Source organism: Burkholderia sp. BC1, from assembly GCF_052683555.1.
Genome location: NZ_JBQYLP010000085.1, coordinates 1 through 19,287, shown reverse-complemented (window position 1 = coordinate 19,287; position 19,287 = coordinate 1). Strand labels below are relative to the sequence as shown.

The following is a 19,287-nucleotide window of genomic DNA, read 5'->3' as shown; positions in this document are numbered from 1 at the left end:
CTCCATTTGCGGCATCAGCCAGTGCCGGTGCTTCGTATCTGAACAGTATTTGCGCTAAGCGGCAGTCTCGGGATGGTAAAAAATGAATGAGATAATTCGCGTCGGCAAAAAAATGGTTTTTGCAGTATCACGAATATCGGATGTCCGTCGATTGACAGTGTCGAAACTGATGCGTTTTTAGGGGAAATCGTTCATGTCGATGAAACAAATCCGCGCGGCATTGCTTGGAATGTGCATGATCCTGCTCGCGCCGGTCGCGCATGCGCAGACGCCATACACGACCGACTGGCTCGCGAACACGTTCGGCACACTGGCCGCGCACGTCGGCAACGGCGCGCGCTCGATGTGGGTCGCGCCCGAAGGCGTGATCTATACGGCCTCGCGCTGGGACGAAAACGCGGGCGGCGTCGCGATCTACCAGAACGGGCAGTCGCTCGGCACGATCGGCATCCACGACGAATTCCAGGGCAGCGCGATCACGGGCAACGCGACGTCGCTGTTCGTCGCCCTCGGCTACAACCGTACGTTCGGCAGCGGCTCGGTCGGCCGCTACAACCGCAGCACGAACGCGCGCGACCTGCGCATTCCGGTCAGCACGTGGACCGGCATTCAGTACGCCGACGTCATCACGGGCCTCGCGACGGCCGGCAATCTGCTGTATGCGAGCGACTTCTACGGGAACCGCGTGCGCGTCTATACGACGGACGGCGTGTGGCAGCGCGACATCGGCGTGCAAGGGCCCGGCGCGCTCGCGATCGATGCGGCGGGCAATCTGTGGGTCGCGCGCATGAGCGCGGGCGTGGTCGTCCAGTTCAGCCCGACCGGCACGCAGATGAACACGATCCAGATGGCGGCCGGGGCGCGGCCGTCGTCGCTGTATTTCGACGCATCGACCGGGCAGTTGATGGTGGGCGATCAAGGGCCCGACATGAACATCAAGATCTACGCGCTCATCGGCGTGCCGCTGCAGATCGGCACCTTCGGCGTGCAGGGCGGCTATCTGAACGCGACGACGGGGATCAAGGGGCAGGTCGGCGACAAGCGCTTCACACGCGTGGTCGGCATCGGCAAGGATGCGGCCGGCAATCTGTACGTGCTGAACAACGCGTGGGGCGGCGGCTGGGATCTCGGGCGCAACGGCAGCACCGACATTCACGCATACGGCCCGACCGGCGCGCTGCAATGGAAACTGCAGGCGCTGAACTTCGAGGGCGCCGCCGCCCCCGATCCGGCGACCGACGGCGCGTTCTTCTATAGCGGCAACAATATCTATACGGGCACGGCGGGCGGCACGTTCGTCGCGAACACGATCGATCCGTTCACCTATCCGAAGGACCCGCGCCTCGACATGAACGACTATCAGCGCGGCCAGCATTTCGGGCAGCTCGTGACGGTCGGCGGCAACCGCATTCTGGTCGCGTCCGGTCAGAATCCCGGCAACTTCAACTTCTATCACTTCAATCCGGCGAGCGGCTACATCGCGATTCCCGACGGCTCGATTCCCGGCAAGCCGTTCAACACGAGCCTGCAGGTGACGGCCGGCTTCGCGATCGACGGCAACGGCGACGTGTGGGCCGGGCTCGACCGCACCAACAACATCTCGCACTACCCGATGACGGGCTTCGACGCGAACGGCAAGCCTTCGTGGGGCGCGCCCGAGCAGATCCAGATTCCGCGCTCGGTGCTGCCGCTCACGCGCATCATCTATCAGTCCGACAGCGACACGATGATCCTCGCGCAGGGTATTTCGGGCAGCTGGGACTGGACCGCGATGAACGGCCATATCGAGATCTATCGCGGCTGGAAAGCCGGCAACAAGACCACGCCGAGCCTCGCGATCGATCTGACGAGCGCGGACCCGAAGTCGATCGCGGCAGCCGGCCATTATCTGTTCGTCGGCTACGTGCACACGGTGCCGAACATCGACGTGTACGACCTGAACACGGGCGGCCTCGTCACGACGCTGACGAACTCGAACCCGTCGGCGATGGACGTCGGCAACGACGTCGACTCGATGTACGGCATCCGCGCGTATTTGCGCTCGACCGGCGAATACGTGATCACGAAGGACAATTACAACGGCTCGAGTCTCGTCGTGTACCGCTGGCGGCCGTGATGCACGGCGCGGGCGATTGTCCGCGCCCGGCGTGACGCGCCGACCTATTCTCGTTCCGGCGACGCTTCCAGCCGCTTCATCGCTTCCGCGACCTCGTTTTTGAACCGCACGAGCGCGGCCTGCTCGGGCGCGGGCGGCTGCACGGCCGCCCAGAGCATGTCGATCAACTGCGTCGCGGTCGTTTCCGTATCGAGCTTGCGGTGCCCGAGGATCGCGTCCCACAGCACGTGCTCGATCGGACCGAACACCATCGAGCGCAACAGGCTCAGCGGCATGTCGCGGCGCACCTGTCCGGCCGCCTGGCCGCGCGCGAGCACGCTCATCAGCGGCGCCGTGTAGCGGCGCTGCAGCGCGGTGAGCTCGTCGCTGAGCGCGTGCTGCTTCGCGCGGCCTTCGGACAGCACCAGTGCGCACAGCCCCGTGCCGTTCACGAGCATCAGCCGCAGATGCGTACGCACGATGAACGCGAACTGCTGCTGCACGGTCGCCTCCTGCGGCATCCCGTGCTCGAACGCCGCGATGATTTCGTCATACCAGTCGGCGATCACGCGCGCGCACAGCTCGCGCTTGCCGCGGAAATAACTGAACACGGTCGCCTCCGACACGCCGACGCGTTGCGCGATCTCGGCGGCCGTCGCGTGCTCGTAACCCTTTTCGGCGAACACGTCGCGCCCGGCCCGCAGGATGTCCTGCACGCGCTGCTGGGATTTGCGCCCGGCGGGCGCGCGCGGCGCGTCGGCGCGCTCGGCTTTGGCGGTGGCGGTCATGGTGCGGGCGGTAGCGGCTGTCATCTCCGCATGATAACTGAGTGTCACTCAAAAAACTATTGACGCCCACCACAACGCCGCGCGAAACTGTGCAAAATTTCCGCAGTAATGGTCAATGAATCGGCGTATCGCCCGATTTGAGCAAAACTCAGAAATCGGCGCATGCGACGCACTTTCTGGAGACGGAGGAGACATGAGCAACCTGCCCGGCGTGCAATTCATGCTCGGTGAAGACATCGAGATGCTGCGCGATGCCGTCGCGACATTCGCGGCGAAGGAAATCGCGCCGCGCGCGGCCGAGGTCGACCGTACCGACCAGTTTCCGATGGATCTCTGGAAGAAGTTCGGCGATCTCGGCGTGCTCGGGATGACGGTGGCCGAGGAGTACGGCGGCGCCAACATGGGCTACACCGCGCACATGGTCGCGATGGAGGAGATCTCGCGCGCATCGGCGTCGATCGGCCTGTCGTACGGCGCGCACTCGAATCTCTGCGTGAACCAGATCCACCGCAACGGCACCGAAGCGCAGAAGCGCAAGTATCTGCCGAAGCTCGTCTCGGGCGAACACATCGGCGCGCTCGCGATGAGCGAGCCGAATGCCGGCTCCGACGTCGTCAGCATGAAGCTGCGCGCGGACAAGCGCGGCGACCGCTACGTGCTGAACGGCACGAAGATGTGGATCACGAACGGCCCCGATTGCGACACGCTCGTCGTCTATGCGAAGACGGACGTCGACGCCGGCCCGCGCGGCATCACGGCCTTCATCGTCGAGAAGGGGATGAAGGGCTTCTCGGTCGCGCAGAAGCTCGACAAGCTCGGCATGCGCGGCTCGCATACCGGCGAGCTCGTGTTCCAGGACGTCGAGGTGCCGGAAGAGAACATCCTCGGCCAGCTCAACGGCGGCGTGAAGGTGCTGATGAGCGGCCTCGACTACGAGCGCGCGGTGCTGTCGGGCGGCCCGACGGGCATCATGGCCGCGTGTCTGGACGCGGTCGTTCCGTATATCCACGATCGCAAGCAGTTCGGCCAGTCGATCGGCGAGTTCCAGCTGATTCAGGGCAAGGTCGCCGACATGTACACGACGTTCCAGGCATGCCGCGCCTATCTGTACGCGGTGGGCCGCCATCTCGACTCGGCGGGCAGCGACCATATCCGCCAGGTGCGCAAGGACTGCGCGGGCGTGATCCTCTATACGGCCGAGAAGGCGACGTGGATGGCCGGCGAGGCGATTCAGATCCTCGGCGGCAACGGCTACATCAACGAATACCCGGTCGGCCGCCTGTGGCGCGACGCGAAGCTGTACGAGATCGGCGCCGGCACGAGCGAGATCCGCCGGATGCTGATCGGCCGCGAGCTGTTCGCGGAAACGATGTAACGCCCACGTCACGCGAACGGAGCTCCGTCGATGCCGATCATCGAATCCAAACTGAATCCGCGTTCGGAAGAATTCCGTGCGAACGCCGCGGCGCTCGAGGCGGTCGTCGCCGATCTGCGCGCGAAGATCGAGCAGCTCGCGCAAGGCGGCGGCCAGGCCGCACGCGACAAGCATCTCGCGCGCGGCAAGCTGCTGCCGCGCGACCGGATCGCGCAGCTGCTCGATCCCGGTTCGCCGTTTCTCGAGCTGTCGCAGCTCGCGGCGAACGGGATGTACAACGACGACGCGCCGGGCGCCGGCATCATCACCGGCATCGGCCGGATCGCCGGCCGCGAATGCGTGATCGTCTGCAACGACGCGACGGTCAAGGGCGGCACGTACTATCCGATCACGGTGAAGAAGCACGTGCGCGCGCAGGAAATCGCCGCGGAAAACCGGCTGCCCTGCGTGTATCTCGTCGATTCGGGCGGCGCGAACCTGCCGAACCAGGACGACGTGTTCCCCGATCGCGACCACTTCGGCCGCATCTTCTTCAATCAGGCGACGATGTCGGCGGCCGGCATCGCGCAGATCGCGGTCGTGATGGGTTCGTGCACGGCGGGCGGCGCCTACGTGCCGGCGATGAGCGACGAGTCGATCATCGTGAAGAACCAGGGCACGATTTTTCTCGGCGGCCCGCCGCTCGTGAAGGCGGCGACCGGCGAGGAAGTGAGCGCCGAGGATCTCGGCGGCGGCGACGTGCACACGCGCCTGTCGGGCGTTGCCGATCATCTCGCGCAGAACGACGCGCATGCGCTGTCGATCGCGCGCAGCATCGTCGGTCATCTCGCGCCGAAGATTCCGTCGCCGGTCGCGGTACGCGAGCCGAAGCCGCCGCGCTACGACGCAGCGAGCCTCTATGGCGTGATTCCCGTCGATACGCGCAAGCCGTTCGACGTGCGCGAGGTGATCGCGCGCATCGTCGACGATTCGGAGTTCGACGAATTCAAGGCGCGCTACGGCACGACGCTCGTCACGGGCTTCGCGCACATCTGGGGCTATCCGGTCGGGATCGTCGCGAACAACGGCATTCTGTTTTCAGAGTCGGCGGTCAAGGGCGCGCACTTCATCGAGCTGTGCTGCCAGCGCAAGATTCCGCTCGTGTTCCTGCAGAACATCACGGGCTTCATGGTCGGCCGCAAGTACGAGAACGAAGGCATCGCGCGGCACGGCGCGAAGATGGTGACGGCCGTGTCGAACGCGAAGGTGCCGAAGTTCACGGTGATCATCGGCGGCTCGTTCGGCGCCGGCAACTACGGGATGTGCGGCCGCGCGTTCGGTCCGCGCTTCCTGTGGATGTGGCCGAACGCGCGGATCTCGGTGATGGGCGGCGAGCAGGCCGCGTCGGTGCTCGCGACCGTGCGCCGCGACGGGATCGAGGCGAAGGGCGGCACGTGGTCCGCGCAGGAGGAGGAGGCGTTCAAGCAGCCGATCCGCGATCAGTACGAGCGGCAGGGCCATCCGTATTACGCGAGCGCGCGGCTCTGGGACGACGGCGTGATCGATCCCGCGCAGACGCGCGACGTGCTCGGCCTCGGGCTCGCTGCGTCGATGAACGCGCCGATCGACGAGACGCGCTTCGGCGTGTTCCGCATGTGATGCCGGGGAGGACTGACCGATGCGATACGAAACGATCAAGGTAAGCGAAGCCGGCCGCGTCGCGACCGTCACGCTCGCGCGCCCCGATGTGCGCAACGCGTTCAACGAGACGGCGATCGCCGAGCTGACCACCGCGTTCGAATGGCTCGACGCGCACGAGGGCGTGCGCGCGGTCGTGCTCGCGGCCGAAGGCCCGGCGTTCTGCGCGGGCGCCGATCTGAACTGGATGAAGAAGATGGCCGGTTACTCGGACGACGAGAACCGTGCCGACGCGCGCAAGCTCGCGCGGATGCTCGAGGCGATCTACCGCTGCGGCAAGCCGGTCATCGCGCGCGTGCATGGCGATGCGTACGCCGGAGGCGTCGGTCTCGTGGCCGCGGCCGACATCGCGATCGCTGCCGACACCGCGAAGTTCTGCCTGTCCGAAGCGCGGCTCGGGCTGATTCCGGCGACGATCGCACCGTACGTCGTGCGCGCGATGGGCGAGCGCGCGGCGCGCCGCTACTTCACGACCGCCGAGGTGTTCGACAGCACGCGTGCGGCGTCGCTCGGCTTCATTCACGATGCGGTGCCGGCCGCGGCGCTCGACGAGACCGTCGCGAAGCTGGCCGCGACGCTGGTCGCGAACGGCCCCGACGCGGTGCGCGCCTGCAAGCGGCTCGTCGCCGACGTCGCAGGCCGTCCGCTCGATGCGGCGCTGATCGAGCAGACCGCCGACTGGATCGCGCGTACCCGCGCGGGCGCGGAAGCGCGCGAAGGGATCGCGTCCTTCCTGGAGAAACGCACGCCGTCCTGGCGTGACTGAACGCGCGGCGGCCGGCGCCGCCCGTGTCGCGTGACCCCAACCTTTTCCGGACGACAGCCATGTTCGACAAGATTCTGATCGCCAACCGCGGCGAAATCGCGTGCCGCGTCGCCGCGACGTGCAAACGTCTCGGGATCGCCAGCGTCGCCGTCTATTCCGACGCCGATGCGAACGCGAAGCACGTCGCCGCGTGCGACGAAGCGGTGCATATCGGCGGCTCGGCGGCCGCGGACAGCTATCTGCGCATCGAGCGCATCATCGAAGCCGCGCGCGCGACCGGCGCGCAGGCGATTCATCCCGGCTACGGCTTCCTGTCGGAGAACGAGGATTTCGCGCAGGCGTGCGCGGCCGCCGGCATCGTGTTCATCGGGCCGCCGGTCGACGCGATCGCCGCGATGGGCTCGAAGGCCGCGGCCAAGGCGCTGATGCACGCGGCCGCGGTGCCGCTCGTGCCCGGCTATCACGGCGACGACCAGAACCCGGCGACGCTGCACCGCGAGGCCGATGCGATCGGCTACCCGGTGCTGCTGAAGGCGAGCGCGGGCGGCGGCGGCAAGGGCATGCGCGTGGTCGAGCGTTCCGACGATTTCCCCGCGGCGCTCGCCTCGTGCCAGCGCGAAGCGGCGAGCAGCTTCGGCAACGATCGCGTGCTGATCGAGAAGTATCTGACGCGCCCGCGCCACGTCGAGGTGCAGGTGTTCGGCGATACGCACGGCAACACCGTCTATCTGTTCGACCGCGACTGCTCGGTGCAGCGCCGTCACCAGAAGGTGCTCGAGGAAGCGCCGGCGCCGGGCCTGTCCGAGGACGTGCGTCGCGCGATGGGCGAGGCGGCCGTCGCGGCCGCGCGCGCGGTCGGCTATGTCGGCGCGGGCACCGTCGAATTCATCATGACGGGCGACGCGTTCTACTTCATGGAGATGAACACGCGTCTGCAGGTCGAGCATCCGGTCACCGAGATGGTCACCGGGCTCGATCTCGTCGAATGGCAGCTGCGCGTCGCGGCCGGCGAGCCGCTGCCGCTGAAGCAGGACGAGCTGCGCGTGCAGGGCCATGCGATCGAGGCGCGGCTCTATGCGGAGAATCCGTCGCGCGGCTTCCTGCCGTCGACCGGCAGGCTCAAGCATCTGCGGCTGCCGGACGGCGTCGAGTTCGACATCGGTGCGCCGGTGCGCGTCGACAGCGGCGTGCGCGAAGGCGATGCGATCACGCCGTTCTACGATCCGATGATCGCGAAGCTGATCGTGCACGGCGCCGATCGCGACGAAGCGCTCGGCCGGATGCTGCGCGCGCTGCGCGCGTGCGAGGTGGTCGGCCTGCATACGAACGCGGGCTTCCTGCAGCGGATCGTCGCGTGCGAGCCGTTCGCGACGGCCGATCTCGACACGGGGCTGATCGAGCGCAATCACGACGTGCTGTTCGCGCCGCAACAGCCGCCGCGTGCGTCGCTCGCGCTGGCCTGCGCGGCGCTGCTCGCGCGCGAGCGCGACGCGGCCGGCGACGGTTCGTCGCCGTGGAGCGCGTTGTCGGACTGGCGGCTGAACGCCGGCTATCGGCGCACGTTCGAATGGCACGCGGTCGAGCGCGAGGCCGACGTGACGGTCGCGTACGACCATGACGGCGCCGCCGCGCGAATCGCCGTCGGCGACGGCGCCGCGCAGTCGTTCGGGTGGTCGCGCGGCGCGACGCCGCTCGACTTCGACGTGTTGCTCGACGGCGTGCGCAGCAGCGGCCGCGTGATCGTCGACGGCGACAGCTTCCACGTCTTCACGCAGGGCACGGCCGAAACGTTCGAGTGGCGCAACCTGCTCGCGCACGCGGGCGATGCCGAGCATGGCGGCGGCCGCCTGACCGCGCCGATGCCGGGCAAGGTGATCGCGGTGCTCGTCGAGCCCGGCCAGCGCGTCGAGCCCGGCACGCCGCTGATCGTGATGGAAGCGATGAAGATGGAGCACACGATCGGCGCGCCGAGCGCGGGCGTCGTCGCCGAAGTGCTGTATGCGGTCGGCGATCAGGTCGCGGACGGCGCGCAACTGCTCGTGATGGCGGAAGCGGAAGCTGCGCGTGCGTGAGGACCGTCGGCGGTCCTCGCGCATCGGCGCGCGCGGCTGAAACGCGGCGGGCGGCGTCCCGGCGCGCGATCGTCGCGACGATCGGGGCCGCCGGCGAAGCCGCGCGCCGGAACGCAGGCACGCTTGGACCGGGCGATACATCGCCCGGTCGCTGCTGACGATCCATGACAGTCGGCGCGTCGACGCTCGGCTAGAATGCGAGTCGTTTTCGGCCTGCGCGGTCGCGCACGCTACACTGGATCTTTCCTTTCCTGTCCCGCCGACGATGACGTCTCCTGTCCTGAACGGCCTGCGCATCGGTATCACGATCGGCCTGCGCACGCCTGACGAAAGCCTGTGGATCAACGGCATCAAGCAGAACGCGCTGTTTCTCGCGAAGCTGCTGATGGCGTCGCCGCACGGCTACCGCGTCACGCTCGTCAACACGACGGCCGTACCGCTGACCGACGCGCTGCCGTGGGATCGCCGCGTGTTCGACACGCGCGCGTTCGCCGACATGAAGGATGCGCTCGACGTGCTGATCGAGCTCGGCGGGCAGATCGACGCGGAACAGACGGCCTACCTGAAGGCGCGCGGCGCGAAGATCGTCAGCTATTGCTGCGGTGTCGAGTACATCAATGCGATGGAGTCGATCCTGTTCGGCCGGCGGCTCTGGGACACGCTGTTCATCAACCGCGGCTACGACGAAGTGTGGGCGATTCCGCAGATCGCGCCGTCGTCGCTGCCGTTCCTGCAGTCGTTGCGCCGCTGCCCGGGCCGCGTCGTGCCGTTCGTGTGGGATCCGATGTTCCTGACCGAGCGCGCGCAGTCGCTGCCCGAACACGGCGAATACCGGCCGCGCGGCGAGCGCGGCAAGCGGCTCACGGTGATGGAGCCGAATCACGACGTCGTGAAGTTCTGCGTCTATCCGATGCTGATCATCGACGAGGCGTATCGTCGCGATCCCGATGCGATCGCCTTCACGCACGTGACGAACGCGGAGCGCCTCGCGCGCGAGAGCCCCGAATTCGTGATGCTGATGAACTATCTGGACATCGTGCGCGCGGGCAAGGCGAGTTTCGTCGGACGTTTCGACACGCCGGTGTTCCTCGCGGAGCTGACCGATGTGGTCGTGTCGCACCAGTGGTCGAATCCGCTGAACTATTTCTACTTCGACGTGTGCTGGCAGGGCTATCCGCTCGTGCATAACGCGAGCCTCGCGCCCGATCTCGGCTATTACTATCCGGACAACGAAGTCGAGCAGGGCGCCGATGCGCTGCTGCGCGCGCTGCATGCGCACGACGACGACTGGGAAGCCTATACGCGCCGCCAGCGCGAGATTCTGCGCCGCTATACGTCGGCGAGCCCGGCGCTCGTCGCCGAATACGATGCGCTGCTCGCGAATCTGATCGGTGCGAAAGCCGCGTAGGGCGCGGCGTGCCGGGCGCGGGGGCGCGCTGAAAAGGAACCGCCGAACCTCGACGGTTCGACGGCTTTCAAGGCACGAATTCGACGGTTCCGAGGAATCCGTCAAAAATCATTTTATAGGTGAACGATTCTGAAAATTTGTTAAATAGTTTTCAATCGGCAATTTTTATATAATGCGTTCGGATTGCCTGTTTCAAATTCCGGCGATTATGCCTATATATTTGATAATGTCGTATTAAACGCGGTAATTAACGGGTCGTGTGAACGAGTGTGCGGCGTGCGGCACTGCAAAATTGTCCGGCGCCAACTGCGACGCGCGTCAGGACGTGTCCCACATAATGACACATCTCGCGTTCACGATGCGATTTATCCGATCAAACGTGCCCGACCTCACGCCGGCATAATCATTCCCCTGCCGCGCATAATAACGTCCCGTTTTCTCTTCACGATATCGAATCGAACGGAGGCGGAGCCGCGTCCCGCATTGTGTAAGCTTTCGTACAGTCCGTGCAGAGCGCGTCGCGTATTTTCGGCGGATGAATACGGTTGAAAATATCGAATTCGACGGTGTGCTGAAATGGAAAGTACGCTTCCGAAGAAGATCGAAGACACGGGATGAGCCGGGTAAGCGGCGGAGCGCAATCGTTGCGCGCCGCGTGTCGCGTCGGGTCGGTCGCCATCGGCGGCCCACCATTAGCCGGAGCACCGGATGAATGCGGTCGAACCTCGCCTGATGGCGGACAGGGAACAGAATCGGGAAGCGAGTCGTGACGAAATCGGTAAGGTGTTCGGCGTGCCGGACGGTCCTGTCGACCTCGCTTCGGTACGCAGTTTCGTAGAAAGCCGGCTCGAATTCGTGTACGAGCCGGTGTGCCGCGCCGACCTGTCGGGCGGCGTACTGTATGACGAATGTCTCGCGCGGCTGCGGCGCGACGCGCGCGGCGCGTGGCCGCCGATCGCCTTTTTGCCGCGCCTCGAATCGCTCGGGCTGATGCGCTGGTTCGATCGGCTGGTCGTGAACCGCACGATCGATCAGCTGCGCGCCGATCCGACGGCCGTCTACGGCTGCAACATGTCCGCCGCCAGCGCGGTGATGGACGACGCGTGGCGGCCGATCTTCGCGCGGCTCGAACGCGAGCCGTCCGTCGCCGCGCGGCTCGTCGTCGAAATCACCGAGACCGGGCCGCTGAATCCGGTCGCGGGCCGCACGTTCGTGGCGCGGTTCCGGCAGGCCGGATGCCGCATCGCGATCGACGACTTCGGAATCGGCTTCAGTGCCTTGAACAATCTGGCGGTCGGCAACCCGGACATCGTGAAGCTCGACCGCTCGATTCTGCCGATGATCAAGCGCAACGCGATCGGGCGCTATCAGCTTCGGCGGCTGATCGCGTTTGCGCATGAAGGCGCGCGTCACGTCGTCGTCGAAGGCGTCGAGACCGAAATGGATCGGCAGATGATCGTGGAGGCCGGCGTCGCGTGGGCGCAGGGCATTCGTTTCTCATGGCGTTCGCCCGCTGCCGCATGACGGCGCACGCACGGTCGCATGGCGTCGCGTGTGCCCGCGCACGGCCGCGCGATCGCAACAGGGGCATCAGCATGGCGGGGACGACCCAGGCGGCCACCGAAGAAGCCGCGTTACCGGTAGTGGATGCGCGCGCGCTCGCCGCGATCGTCGAGCTGGCCGACATGCTGCGCCAGCTCGGCGCTGCGTCGTCGGGCCGGCCGATCGATGTCGCGCCGTTTCTCGACGGATTGACGGCCGTGTCCGCACGCATTCATCGCATCAAGCCGCTCGATGCGGCCGACCGGCAACTGGCCGCGCGGCATTATTACGCCGGCGTGCTGGCGGGCGCGTGCGGCGACGAGTCGGCCGTCGCGCTCGGCGTGGCCGAACGGCTGGCGCGGCTGGCCGCCGGCGCGAGCCGCGCATCGATGCGTCGTTTCGCGGTGCTCGTGCGGATCGGCCGGTTGCACGGCCGTGCGTTCGCCGTGCACTGCGAGCGGCGCGCACGCCTGTAGCAGCGCGGCATCGACGCCATGCGTGCGCGAAACCGCCGCGGACGATCGCCATTGTCGTCGTTGTTGTCATGGCGCGATCGACCGCATCGTCCCGTTGTCCGGCGCGCGCCGAGCGCACGATCCGGTTGCCCCGATATTGCGCGGAGCGCGTTTGCGTTGCCTGGTGTGCGTCTGCGTTCCGGCTCGGCCGTAGCCGCACGGCCGGCAGCACGCGCGCGCCCGCGAGACGGTCATGCGCGGGGCAGGTCGTCGCGACGACGTCCGTCGCGCGCCTCGGTGCCGCGAGATCGCTGACGTCTGCGATCGCAGGATGCCCTGCCGACGCGCTCAGCCGAGCGCGCGCCCCGCGAACAGGCGCTGCACGTGCTCGGTATGGATCCGGACGTTGTGCTCGGCGAGCGCATCGACCTGCAGCAGGCAGCGGCGCGCGGCTGCGGCGTAGTCGTCGAGCCGGTCGTCGTGCGTCTGCGCGGCCGTGGCGATCGCGCGCGCCGCATCGAAGATCTCGAAGTCCGGATAGTAGTACCCGACGTCGCGCAGGAACGCCGAGTTGTGCACGAGCGGGTAGTTGCCGTACAGCGCGTCGTAGAGCAGGTAATTGAGGCCGTTTTCCCAATGGTGCGAGACGACGATGTCGGTGTGATGCGCCGCCCACGCGACGAACGGCGCACGCACGTCGGCCGTTGCCTTGCCGTCGCGCACCATCTCGAGCCCCAGCGCGAGATGCTTGAAGGCGACGTTTTCCTTCTTGTCGAACGTATTGGTCATGTACACGTGCTCGACGAGTTCGGGGTGCTCGACATAGCAGGCGTTCGCGGCGAGCATCGGCACGAGCGCGCTCTTGACGACGTTCAGGTTCGGCTCGAAGAACGCGATCCGTTTCGCGCGCCCGTGATTGCGATAGCCGAAGCGCGCCTTCAGTTCCGGGTCCGCATCGAGGCTGCGTTCGATGAAATACGGCGACCAGATGTGCGGCAGTTCGACCACCGGCGCGCGATAGACGGCCTGGAAGTACGCAGCGCACGTATGCATGTGCTGCGGGTTCGTCCAGATTTCGTCGAACTGCACGCGGTGCGGGTTCGGCCGCCAGTTGTTCTTCTCGAAGTTGATCGTTTCGACGGCGATCACGTAGTCGTTGCCGAACCGGTAGGACACGCATTTGCCGCCGCGCTGCCGCACCGCCTGCGCGTGCGTCGAATCGATGAACGCGTTCATCTCGATCAGCAGGTCGGTCTGATGGATCACCGAGGAGAGCGGCCGCAGCGCGTCGCGGAACGCGTCCATCATCAGCGCCTGCGGATACTCGGCGATACCGTCGTCGTGCGCGAGCCACACTTCGCCGATCAGCGGCGAGCGCTTCAGCAGCATGTAGAGATAGACGCAATGCTGGTTCGCGCCGTTGTACCAGATCGACTGCGTTGCGTCGCGCTGCACGTTCATCGTAATCGCGACATTGATTTTCATCGGCGGCTCCGGAGTGGTCGGCGCGGCTTACTGCGCGGAAAATGCGTGCGCGCCGCGCGCGGCGGCAGCGACGGCACGGCCGACCGGACAGCGTTTGCAGGAGAGCATGGGATTCGGATTCATGTTCGGAGTCGGGCGGCCGCGACGTGTCACGCGTCGCGATAGAGCGCGGCGATCGCGTCCGTGTACGCCGCGACGTTGTCGGGGTTGTAGATGCTGACCGCGTCGAGCACGTGCTTCGACTGCTCGCGATACGCGTCGAGGTTCGCATCGTGTTCGGCAAACGCCTGCAGCAGCGCGCGGCCGCCGGCCTGGCAGTCGAAGTCCGGATAGTAATACCCGGCCTTGCCGAGGAACGGCGAATTGTGGATCAGCGGATAGTCGCCGTAAAGCAGCTCGTAGTACAGATAGTTCTGCGCGTTTTCCCACGTGTGCGACACGACGGCGTCGCCGTACGCGGCCATGAATTCGTACACCGCGTAGCGGCTCTCGAACGTCGTGATGCCGTGGTTGACGATGTCGAGGCTCTTCGCGAAGTGCACGAAGGTCGCGTGCTCCTTCATGTGCAGCGTGTTGCACACGCGCACGATGTCGAGGAACGCCGGCTGCGCGCGATACGCTTCTTCGGTGACGAGCATCGGGATGATGCTCGTCTTCACCATGCAGATGTTCGGCTCGAACATCGTCACGCGCCAGCGCGACCGCCCGGGCCGATAACCGTACGACAGGCCGGGCCCGAGCGTCGCACGCGCCTTGTCGAATAGCATCGGATGCCAGATGTGCGGAACGATCGTCACCGGCGCGCGCAGGCCCGTCTGGTAGTAATGCAGGCACGAGCGCTCGAATTCCGGAATGGTCCATACCGCGTCGTACGGCGCGCCCGAGAACAGGAAGCCCGACGGCTTGTTGAACATCGCGCGCTCGATGTCGATCACGTAGTCGTTGCCGACGCGCATCGTCACGACCTTGCCGCCGCGTTCGCGGAACGCGCGCAGATAATCGGCGCCGAACTGTGCGCTCATTTCGATCAGCACGTCGCAGCGCTTCAGCGCTTCGTCCATCGACAGCAGCGGCACGTCCCATTCGCCGAGCATCATCTGCGGATCGGCGAGCTGCGCGCCGCCGTTCACCATCACGGCTTCGGCGACGAGCGGCGACTGGCGCAGCAGCAGGATCAGCAGCAGGCAGTTCTGGAAGATGCCGTTTTCCCACAGCGACTGGCCCGCGCCGCGTACGTACAGCGACACGCCGACGACGAGACGTTTGCCGTCGCCGGATGCGTGACGGGCAGTGGAGTCCGACATGGGCATGCTCCGGTTCAGGCGACCAGACGCGTGACGAACGCGTCGAGGTTCGCGGGGTTGTCGATCGAGACCGCGCGCAGCAGGCGGTCGGCCTTGGCGCGATAGTCGTCGAGCCGTTCGTCGTGATGCAGCCACGCATCGAGCAGCATGCGCCCGCCCGTGGCGGAATCGAAGTCCGGATAGTAGTAGCCGGCGTCGCCGAGCAGCGGCGAGTTGTGGAGCAGCGGGTAGCCGCCGTACAGCACGTCGTAGTAGAGGTAGTTCTGCGCGTTTTCCCAGTGGTGGGACACGACGGCGTCCGCATGGCGCGCCATGAAGCCCGGCAGATCGAGGCGCGGCTCGAACGTCGCCTTGTGCTGACGCACGAGATCGAGGCTGTTCGCGAAGTGCACGAAGGTCGGATGTTCCTTCATGTGCATCGAGTTGACGACGAACAGGTGCTGCACCGCATCGGGCCGCGCGCGATAGAGCTCGTCGCACACGAGCATCGGATAGTGGCAGGTCTTCACGACCGAGATGTTCGGCTCGAGCGTCGCGAGCCGCCACGGGCGGCGGCCCGGCCGATAGCCGAACGTCACGCCTTCGGCAGCGAGCGCCGCGATGCGGCGATCGAGAAAATACGGCGACCACAGATGCGGAATCGTATGGACCGGCGCGCGCGTCAGCGTGCGCAGCAGCGGCACGTCGATCTTTTGCGACTTCTCGAGCACCCAGACTTCGTCGAACTGCGTGCCGTTGAAGATGTGCCCCGACGGCTTGTCGAAGATCGGCGTTTCGGCGAGGCCGCTGTACGTGTGGCCGACATAGCAGGCGACGAGCTTCGCGCCGAGCGCCTTCACGTGTCTGAGCCATTCGACCGGCAGCTGCGCGCCCATTTCGATCACGACGTCGATGTCGTGCGTGACGTCGGCCGGATTCACGAGCGGCACGTCGAGGCCGTCGAGATCGAGTCCGGCCGGCAGTGCCTTCGCATCGCCGCCGTTCAGAAAATAGACCGGGCCTACGCGGTCCGAGCGCTTGAGCATCATCGCGAGGAACGCGATGTTCTGATGGATGCCGTTTTCCCAGATCGCCTGGCCGTCGCGCGCGAACAGCGAGATGCCGACCGCCGGCCGTTGCTTGCGGGCGCGGCCCGAAGCGGTTTCATTGATGTCCGTCACCAGCTTTTTTCCTCTGCGGCGGCGTGCGTTCGGCCGCGGCGCCGAGCGCCCGGTACGAACACGGCGCGCCGTGGATCGTCATGGTTGCGTACGCACGAGCGGGGCGGCCGATGTGCCGCGCATGGCGCGGCGGCGCGCGCCGACGGGCCCCGCTCGGCGGCTGCGGCGATTGTGGCACGGAAGTCGCCGGTTTGTGGAGTGGGGCGGCCGTTCGCGACGGCGTGTGGCAGGTTCCTGCACGGCCGTCGCGCCGGCCGGATATGTCGGCCATGCCGGCCGCCGGCCGCCGGCCGCCGGCCGCCGGCCGCCGCGCGTCAGCGCTGCAGCGAGATTTCCACACGGCGGTTGGTCGCGCGGCCTTCGGCCGTCGCGTTCGACGCGATCGGATCGGCGCTGCCGCGCCCGGTCACCGTCAGCGTGCGCGCTTGCAGCCCGCGCTGCTGCAGATAGGCGGCGACGGCTTCCGCCCGCCGCTTCGACAGCGCGAGATTCGATGCGTCGCTGCCGACCGAATCCGTATAGCCGGTGACGCTGACCTGCGTGTACGAGCGGTCGGCGTGCGCGTTCAGCAGCTTGTCGAGCGACGCGCGGGCGGCCGGCGTCAGCGTCGCGAGGCCGCTGGCGAACAGCGCGTCGCCGGCGAGGCTCACGTGTTCGACCGCGGCGGGCGCGGGCTCGGCGGCCGGTGCGGCGTCAGCCGGCGGGGCGCCGCACTGGAACACCAGCGTGGCCGGATCGCTGCCGTCGCGCAGCGCGCGCATCGTGTCGACGGCGCGTACGGGTTGTTCGCCGCAGATCTTCCGCGCGGCCTTCATGCAGGTTTGCGGGCCGGACAGCAGACCGTGGCAGTCCACCTGGAACGTCCGCACGCCATCGCGCGGCTGCAGTTCGGAGGCGCTGAAGGTCGGGCCCGATGCCGTCGAGCAGGCGGCGAGCGCCGCGCTCGACAGTGCGAGCGCAAGAGCGAGTTTGTTCACGGTTTCGTCCTCGAATCCTGAATGGACACAAGCGCGCCGCAGATCGTGCCGCGCGCATCGTGCAGCCGGCCGCCGCGACGCGGCCGGCCTCGCTGGCCGACCGCGCGGGCGGCGCGGCGCGTTACTTCCACTGGTACAGCATGCCTGCGCCGATCACCTTCTGGTTGCCGCTGAAGCCGCCGTTGATCGACGCCTTCAGGTTCTCGCTGATGCGCGCCTGCATGTTCACGGCCATCGCCTTCTGGCCGAGGAACGTCGATGCGCCGATCCCCATCCCGAAGTTGGCGTCGCGATCGAGCTGCGGGATCGACGCCATCGCGCCGACAGCCGCGATACCCTGCTTCGCCATCTGGTCCGTCTGCTGCAGCTGCGAGCCGAGCGAGTTGATCTGCGCCTGCTGGCCCGACAATGCCGTCGACAGCGTCGACTGCACGGCCGTCAGCTGGTTCACGTTCACCGCGTCGGTGCCTTGCGTGCCCGGCGCGACGTTCGTGATCTGGCGCTGCTGCGTGTCGTTACCGATCGACACGACGTTCGAGCGGCCGCCGTCCGTCGAATTCGCGCCGATCGCGACCGAGTTCGAGCCGGCCGCGACGACCGGACGATCGTTGCCCGTTCCGTTCATGTCGGCGGTAACGCCGTTCGTGGTGAGCGAGCGCGTCGTGTTGTTGTTCAGCGTCGTCGACAGTTGCGTCAGCTGGTTGTTGATGTTCGTCACGCCCGTCGACAGCGACGCGACCGTGCTGTTCGTCGAGCTCAGGCCGGTCGACAGCGAGCCGATGCCGGTCGACGTCGACGTGGACAGCGACGTGAGGTTGCTGTTCGTCGCGCTGAGGCCGGTCGACAGCGAGCCGATCGCCGTCGACGTCGACGTGGACAGCGATGCGACGGTGCTGTTCGTCGAGCTCAGGCCTGTCGACAGCGAACCGATGCCGGTCGACAGCGACGAGATGTTCGATGCGGTCGACGTCGACAGGCTGTTGACCGCCTGGTTCGTCGCGTTGAGCTGGCTGCCGTTGATCGCGTCGGTGCTGTCGGCCGAGATCCGGCCGGCGGCGACGTTCGTGATCTGGCGTTCCGCGCCCGGCGCGCCGACGCTCACGACGCTCGTCGGCGCGCTGCCGGCGAACAGGTACGTGACGCCGCCGATCGTGGCGCTCGACGTCGGGTTCGCGTTTGCCGTAACCGAATTGGTGCCGAGCGCGACGTCGTTCACGTTCTTCGCGACCGCGTTCGTACCGAAGGCGAGCGAGCGGGCGCTGGCGGCCGTCGACGTGTTGCCGATCGCGAGCGAGCCGTCGCCGGTCGCCGTGGCGCCGTGGCCGATCGCGACTGCGTCGTCGGACGATGCGGTCGCGCCGTCGCCGACCGCGACGCTGCTCGCACCAGTCGCACCGGCGTTCGTGCCGGCTGCGAGCGCGTTGATGCCGGTTGCGCCGTCGTTGTTGTAGTTGCCCTGCTGCGTGCCGTTGTCGTTGACGCTGTAGTAGTGCGTCTTCGCTGCCTGAATGGCGGTCGACGTCGACGTGGAGAGGGATGTAATCGAGTCGTTCGCGGTGCTCAGGCCGGTGGACAGCGAGCCGATCGAGCTGGTGGCCGAGGAGAGGCCGGTCGAGGTCGAGGTCGACAGCGAAGCGAGCGAGCTATCGGTCGAGCTGAGGCCGGTCGACAGCGAAGCGACCGAGCTGTTGGTCGAGCTGAGGCCGGTCGACAGGGAGCCGATCGAGCTGTTGGCCGAGGAGAGGCCGGTCGACAGCGAGCCGATCGAGCTCGTGGCCGAGGAGAGGCCGGTCGAGGTCGAGGTCGACAGGGACGTGATCGAGCTGTCTGCGGAGGAGAGCCCGGTCGAGAGAGAACCGATCGAGCTGTTAGCCGAAGAGAGGCCGGTCGAGGTCGAAGTCGACAAGGACGTGATCGAGCTATTCGCCGACGAGAGGCCGGTCGAAGTCGAGGTCGAGAGCGACGCGACTGAGCTGTCGGTCGAGCTGAGGCCGGTCGACAGAGAGCCGATCGAACTGTTAGCGGACGAGAGACCGGTCGAAGTCGAGGTCGACAGCGAAGCGACCGAGCTATCGGTTGAGCTGAGGCCGGTAGACAGCGATCCGATCGAGCTGTTTGCCGACGAGAGGCCGGTCGAAGTCGAGGTCGACAGCGAAGCGACCGAGCTATCGGTCGAGCTGAGG

General features: G+C 66.7%; 14 protein-coding genes. 8 read left to right on the top strand and 6 right to left on the bottom strand.

Annotation, left to right across the window (positions count from 1 at the left end):
• Positions 1-193 precede the first annotated feature (193 nt).
• Positions 194-2,116, top strand: coding sequence for an SMP-30/gluconolactonase/LRE family protein (locus tag ACSHSS_RS26865; protein ID WP_445545748.1), 1,923 nt, complete (start codon positions 194-196; stop codon positions 2,114-2,116).
• 44 nt (positions 2,117-2,160) lie between these two features.
• On the opposite strand, the gene ACSHSS_RS26860 is transcribed toward ACSHSS_RS26865, so the two are convergent.
• Positions 2,161-2,907, bottom strand: coding sequence for a TetR/AcrR family transcriptional regulator (locus tag ACSHSS_RS26860; protein ID WP_170935317.1), 747 nt, complete (start codon positions 2,905-2,907; stop codon positions 2,161-2,163).
• A 169-nt stretch (positions 2,908-3,076) separates the two neighbouring features.
• Here ACSHSS_RS26860 and ACSHSS_RS26855 point away from each other — a divergent pair, with 169 nt between their 5' ends.
• From ACSHSS_RS26855 to ACSHSS_RS26825, 7 genes are all read left to right on the top strand, one after another.
• Positions 3,077-4,258, top strand: coding sequence for an isovaleryl-CoA dehydrogenase (locus tag ACSHSS_RS26855; RefSeq protein WP_006396266.1), 1,182 nt, complete (start codon positions 3,077-3,079; stop codon positions 4,256-4,258).
• Between the two features lie 30 nt (positions 4,259-4,288).
• On the top strand, positions 4,289-5,896 hold the full coding sequence (locus ACSHSS_RS26850) for a carboxyl transferase domain-containing protein (protein WP_006405951.1): 1,608 nt from the start codon (positions 4,289-4,291) through the stop codon (positions 5,894-5,896).
• A 19-nt stretch (positions 5,897-5,915) separates the two neighbouring features.
• Complete coding sequence (locus tag ACSHSS_RS26845; protein ID WP_175764625.1) at positions 5,916-6,701, top strand: enoyl-CoA hydratase/isomerase family protein; 786 nt, start codon at positions 5,916-5,918, stop codon at positions 6,699-6,701.
• Positions 6,702-6,760: 59 nt separating this feature from the next.
• Complete coding sequence (locus tag ACSHSS_RS26840; protein ID WP_445545747.1) at positions 6,761-8,773, top strand: acetyl/propionyl/methylcrotonyl-CoA carboxylase subunit alpha; 2,013 nt, start codon at positions 6,761-6,763, stop codon at positions 8,771-8,773.
• 265 nt (positions 8,774-9,038) lie between these two features.
• Positions 9,039-10,181 carry a DUF2827 domain-containing protein gene (locus ACSHSS_RS26835; protein ID WP_105782833.1) on the top strand — a complete coding sequence of 381 codons (1,143 nt, stop codon included), beginning with the start codon at positions 9,039-9,041 and terminating at the stop codon, positions 10,179-10,181.
• A gap of 708 nt (positions 10,182-10,889) precedes the next feature.
• Positions 10,890-11,705 (top strand): EAL domain-containing protein, encoded by an 816-nt coding sequence (locus tag ACSHSS_RS26830; RefSeq protein ID WP_006414219.1) that lies wholly within the window; start codon positions 10,890-10,892, stop codon positions 11,703-11,705.
• 119 nt (positions 11,706-11,824) lie between these two features.
• Complete coding sequence (locus ACSHSS_RS26825; protein ID WP_105855582.1) at positions 11,825-12,199, top strand: hypothetical protein; 375 nt, start codon at positions 11,825-11,827, stop codon at positions 12,197-12,199.
• Between the two features lie 327 nt (positions 12,200-12,526).
• Here ACSHSS_RS26825 and ACSHSS_RS26820 read toward each other — a convergent pair whose 3' ends face one another.
• The 5 genes from ACSHSS_RS26820 to ACSHSS_RS26800 all read right to left on the bottom strand — a co-directional run.
• A complete protein-coding gene (locus ACSHSS_RS26820) occupies positions 12,527-13,663 on the bottom strand; it encodes a DUF2827 family protein (protein WP_105855555.1) in 1,137 nt (378 codons plus the stop codon).
• Between the two features lie 149 nt (positions 13,664-13,812).
• On the bottom strand, positions 13,813-14,967 hold the full coding sequence (locus ACSHSS_RS26815) for a DUF2827 domain-containing protein (RefSeq protein ID WP_105855554.1): 1,155 nt from the start codon (positions 14,965-14,967) through the stop codon (positions 13,813-13,815).
• A 14-nt stretch (positions 14,968-14,981) separates the two neighbouring features.
• Entirely contained in the window at positions 14,982-16,127 is a 1,146-nt protein-coding gene (locus ACSHSS_RS26810) for a DUF2827 domain-containing protein (RefSeq protein ID WP_105855553.1), read from the bottom strand.
• Positions 16,128-16,441: 314 nt separating this feature from the next.
• Entirely contained in the window at positions 16,442-17,104 is a 663-nt protein-coding gene (locus ACSHSS_RS26805; RefSeq protein WP_105768310.1) for an OmpA family protein, read from the bottom strand.
• Between the two features lie 121 nt (positions 17,105-17,225).
• Positions 17,226-19,287, bottom strand: a 2,062-nt coding sequence (locus ACSHSS_RS26800) for a YadA family autotransporter adhesin (RefSeq protein WP_445545746.1), incomplete at its 5' end; no start/stop codon positions are given.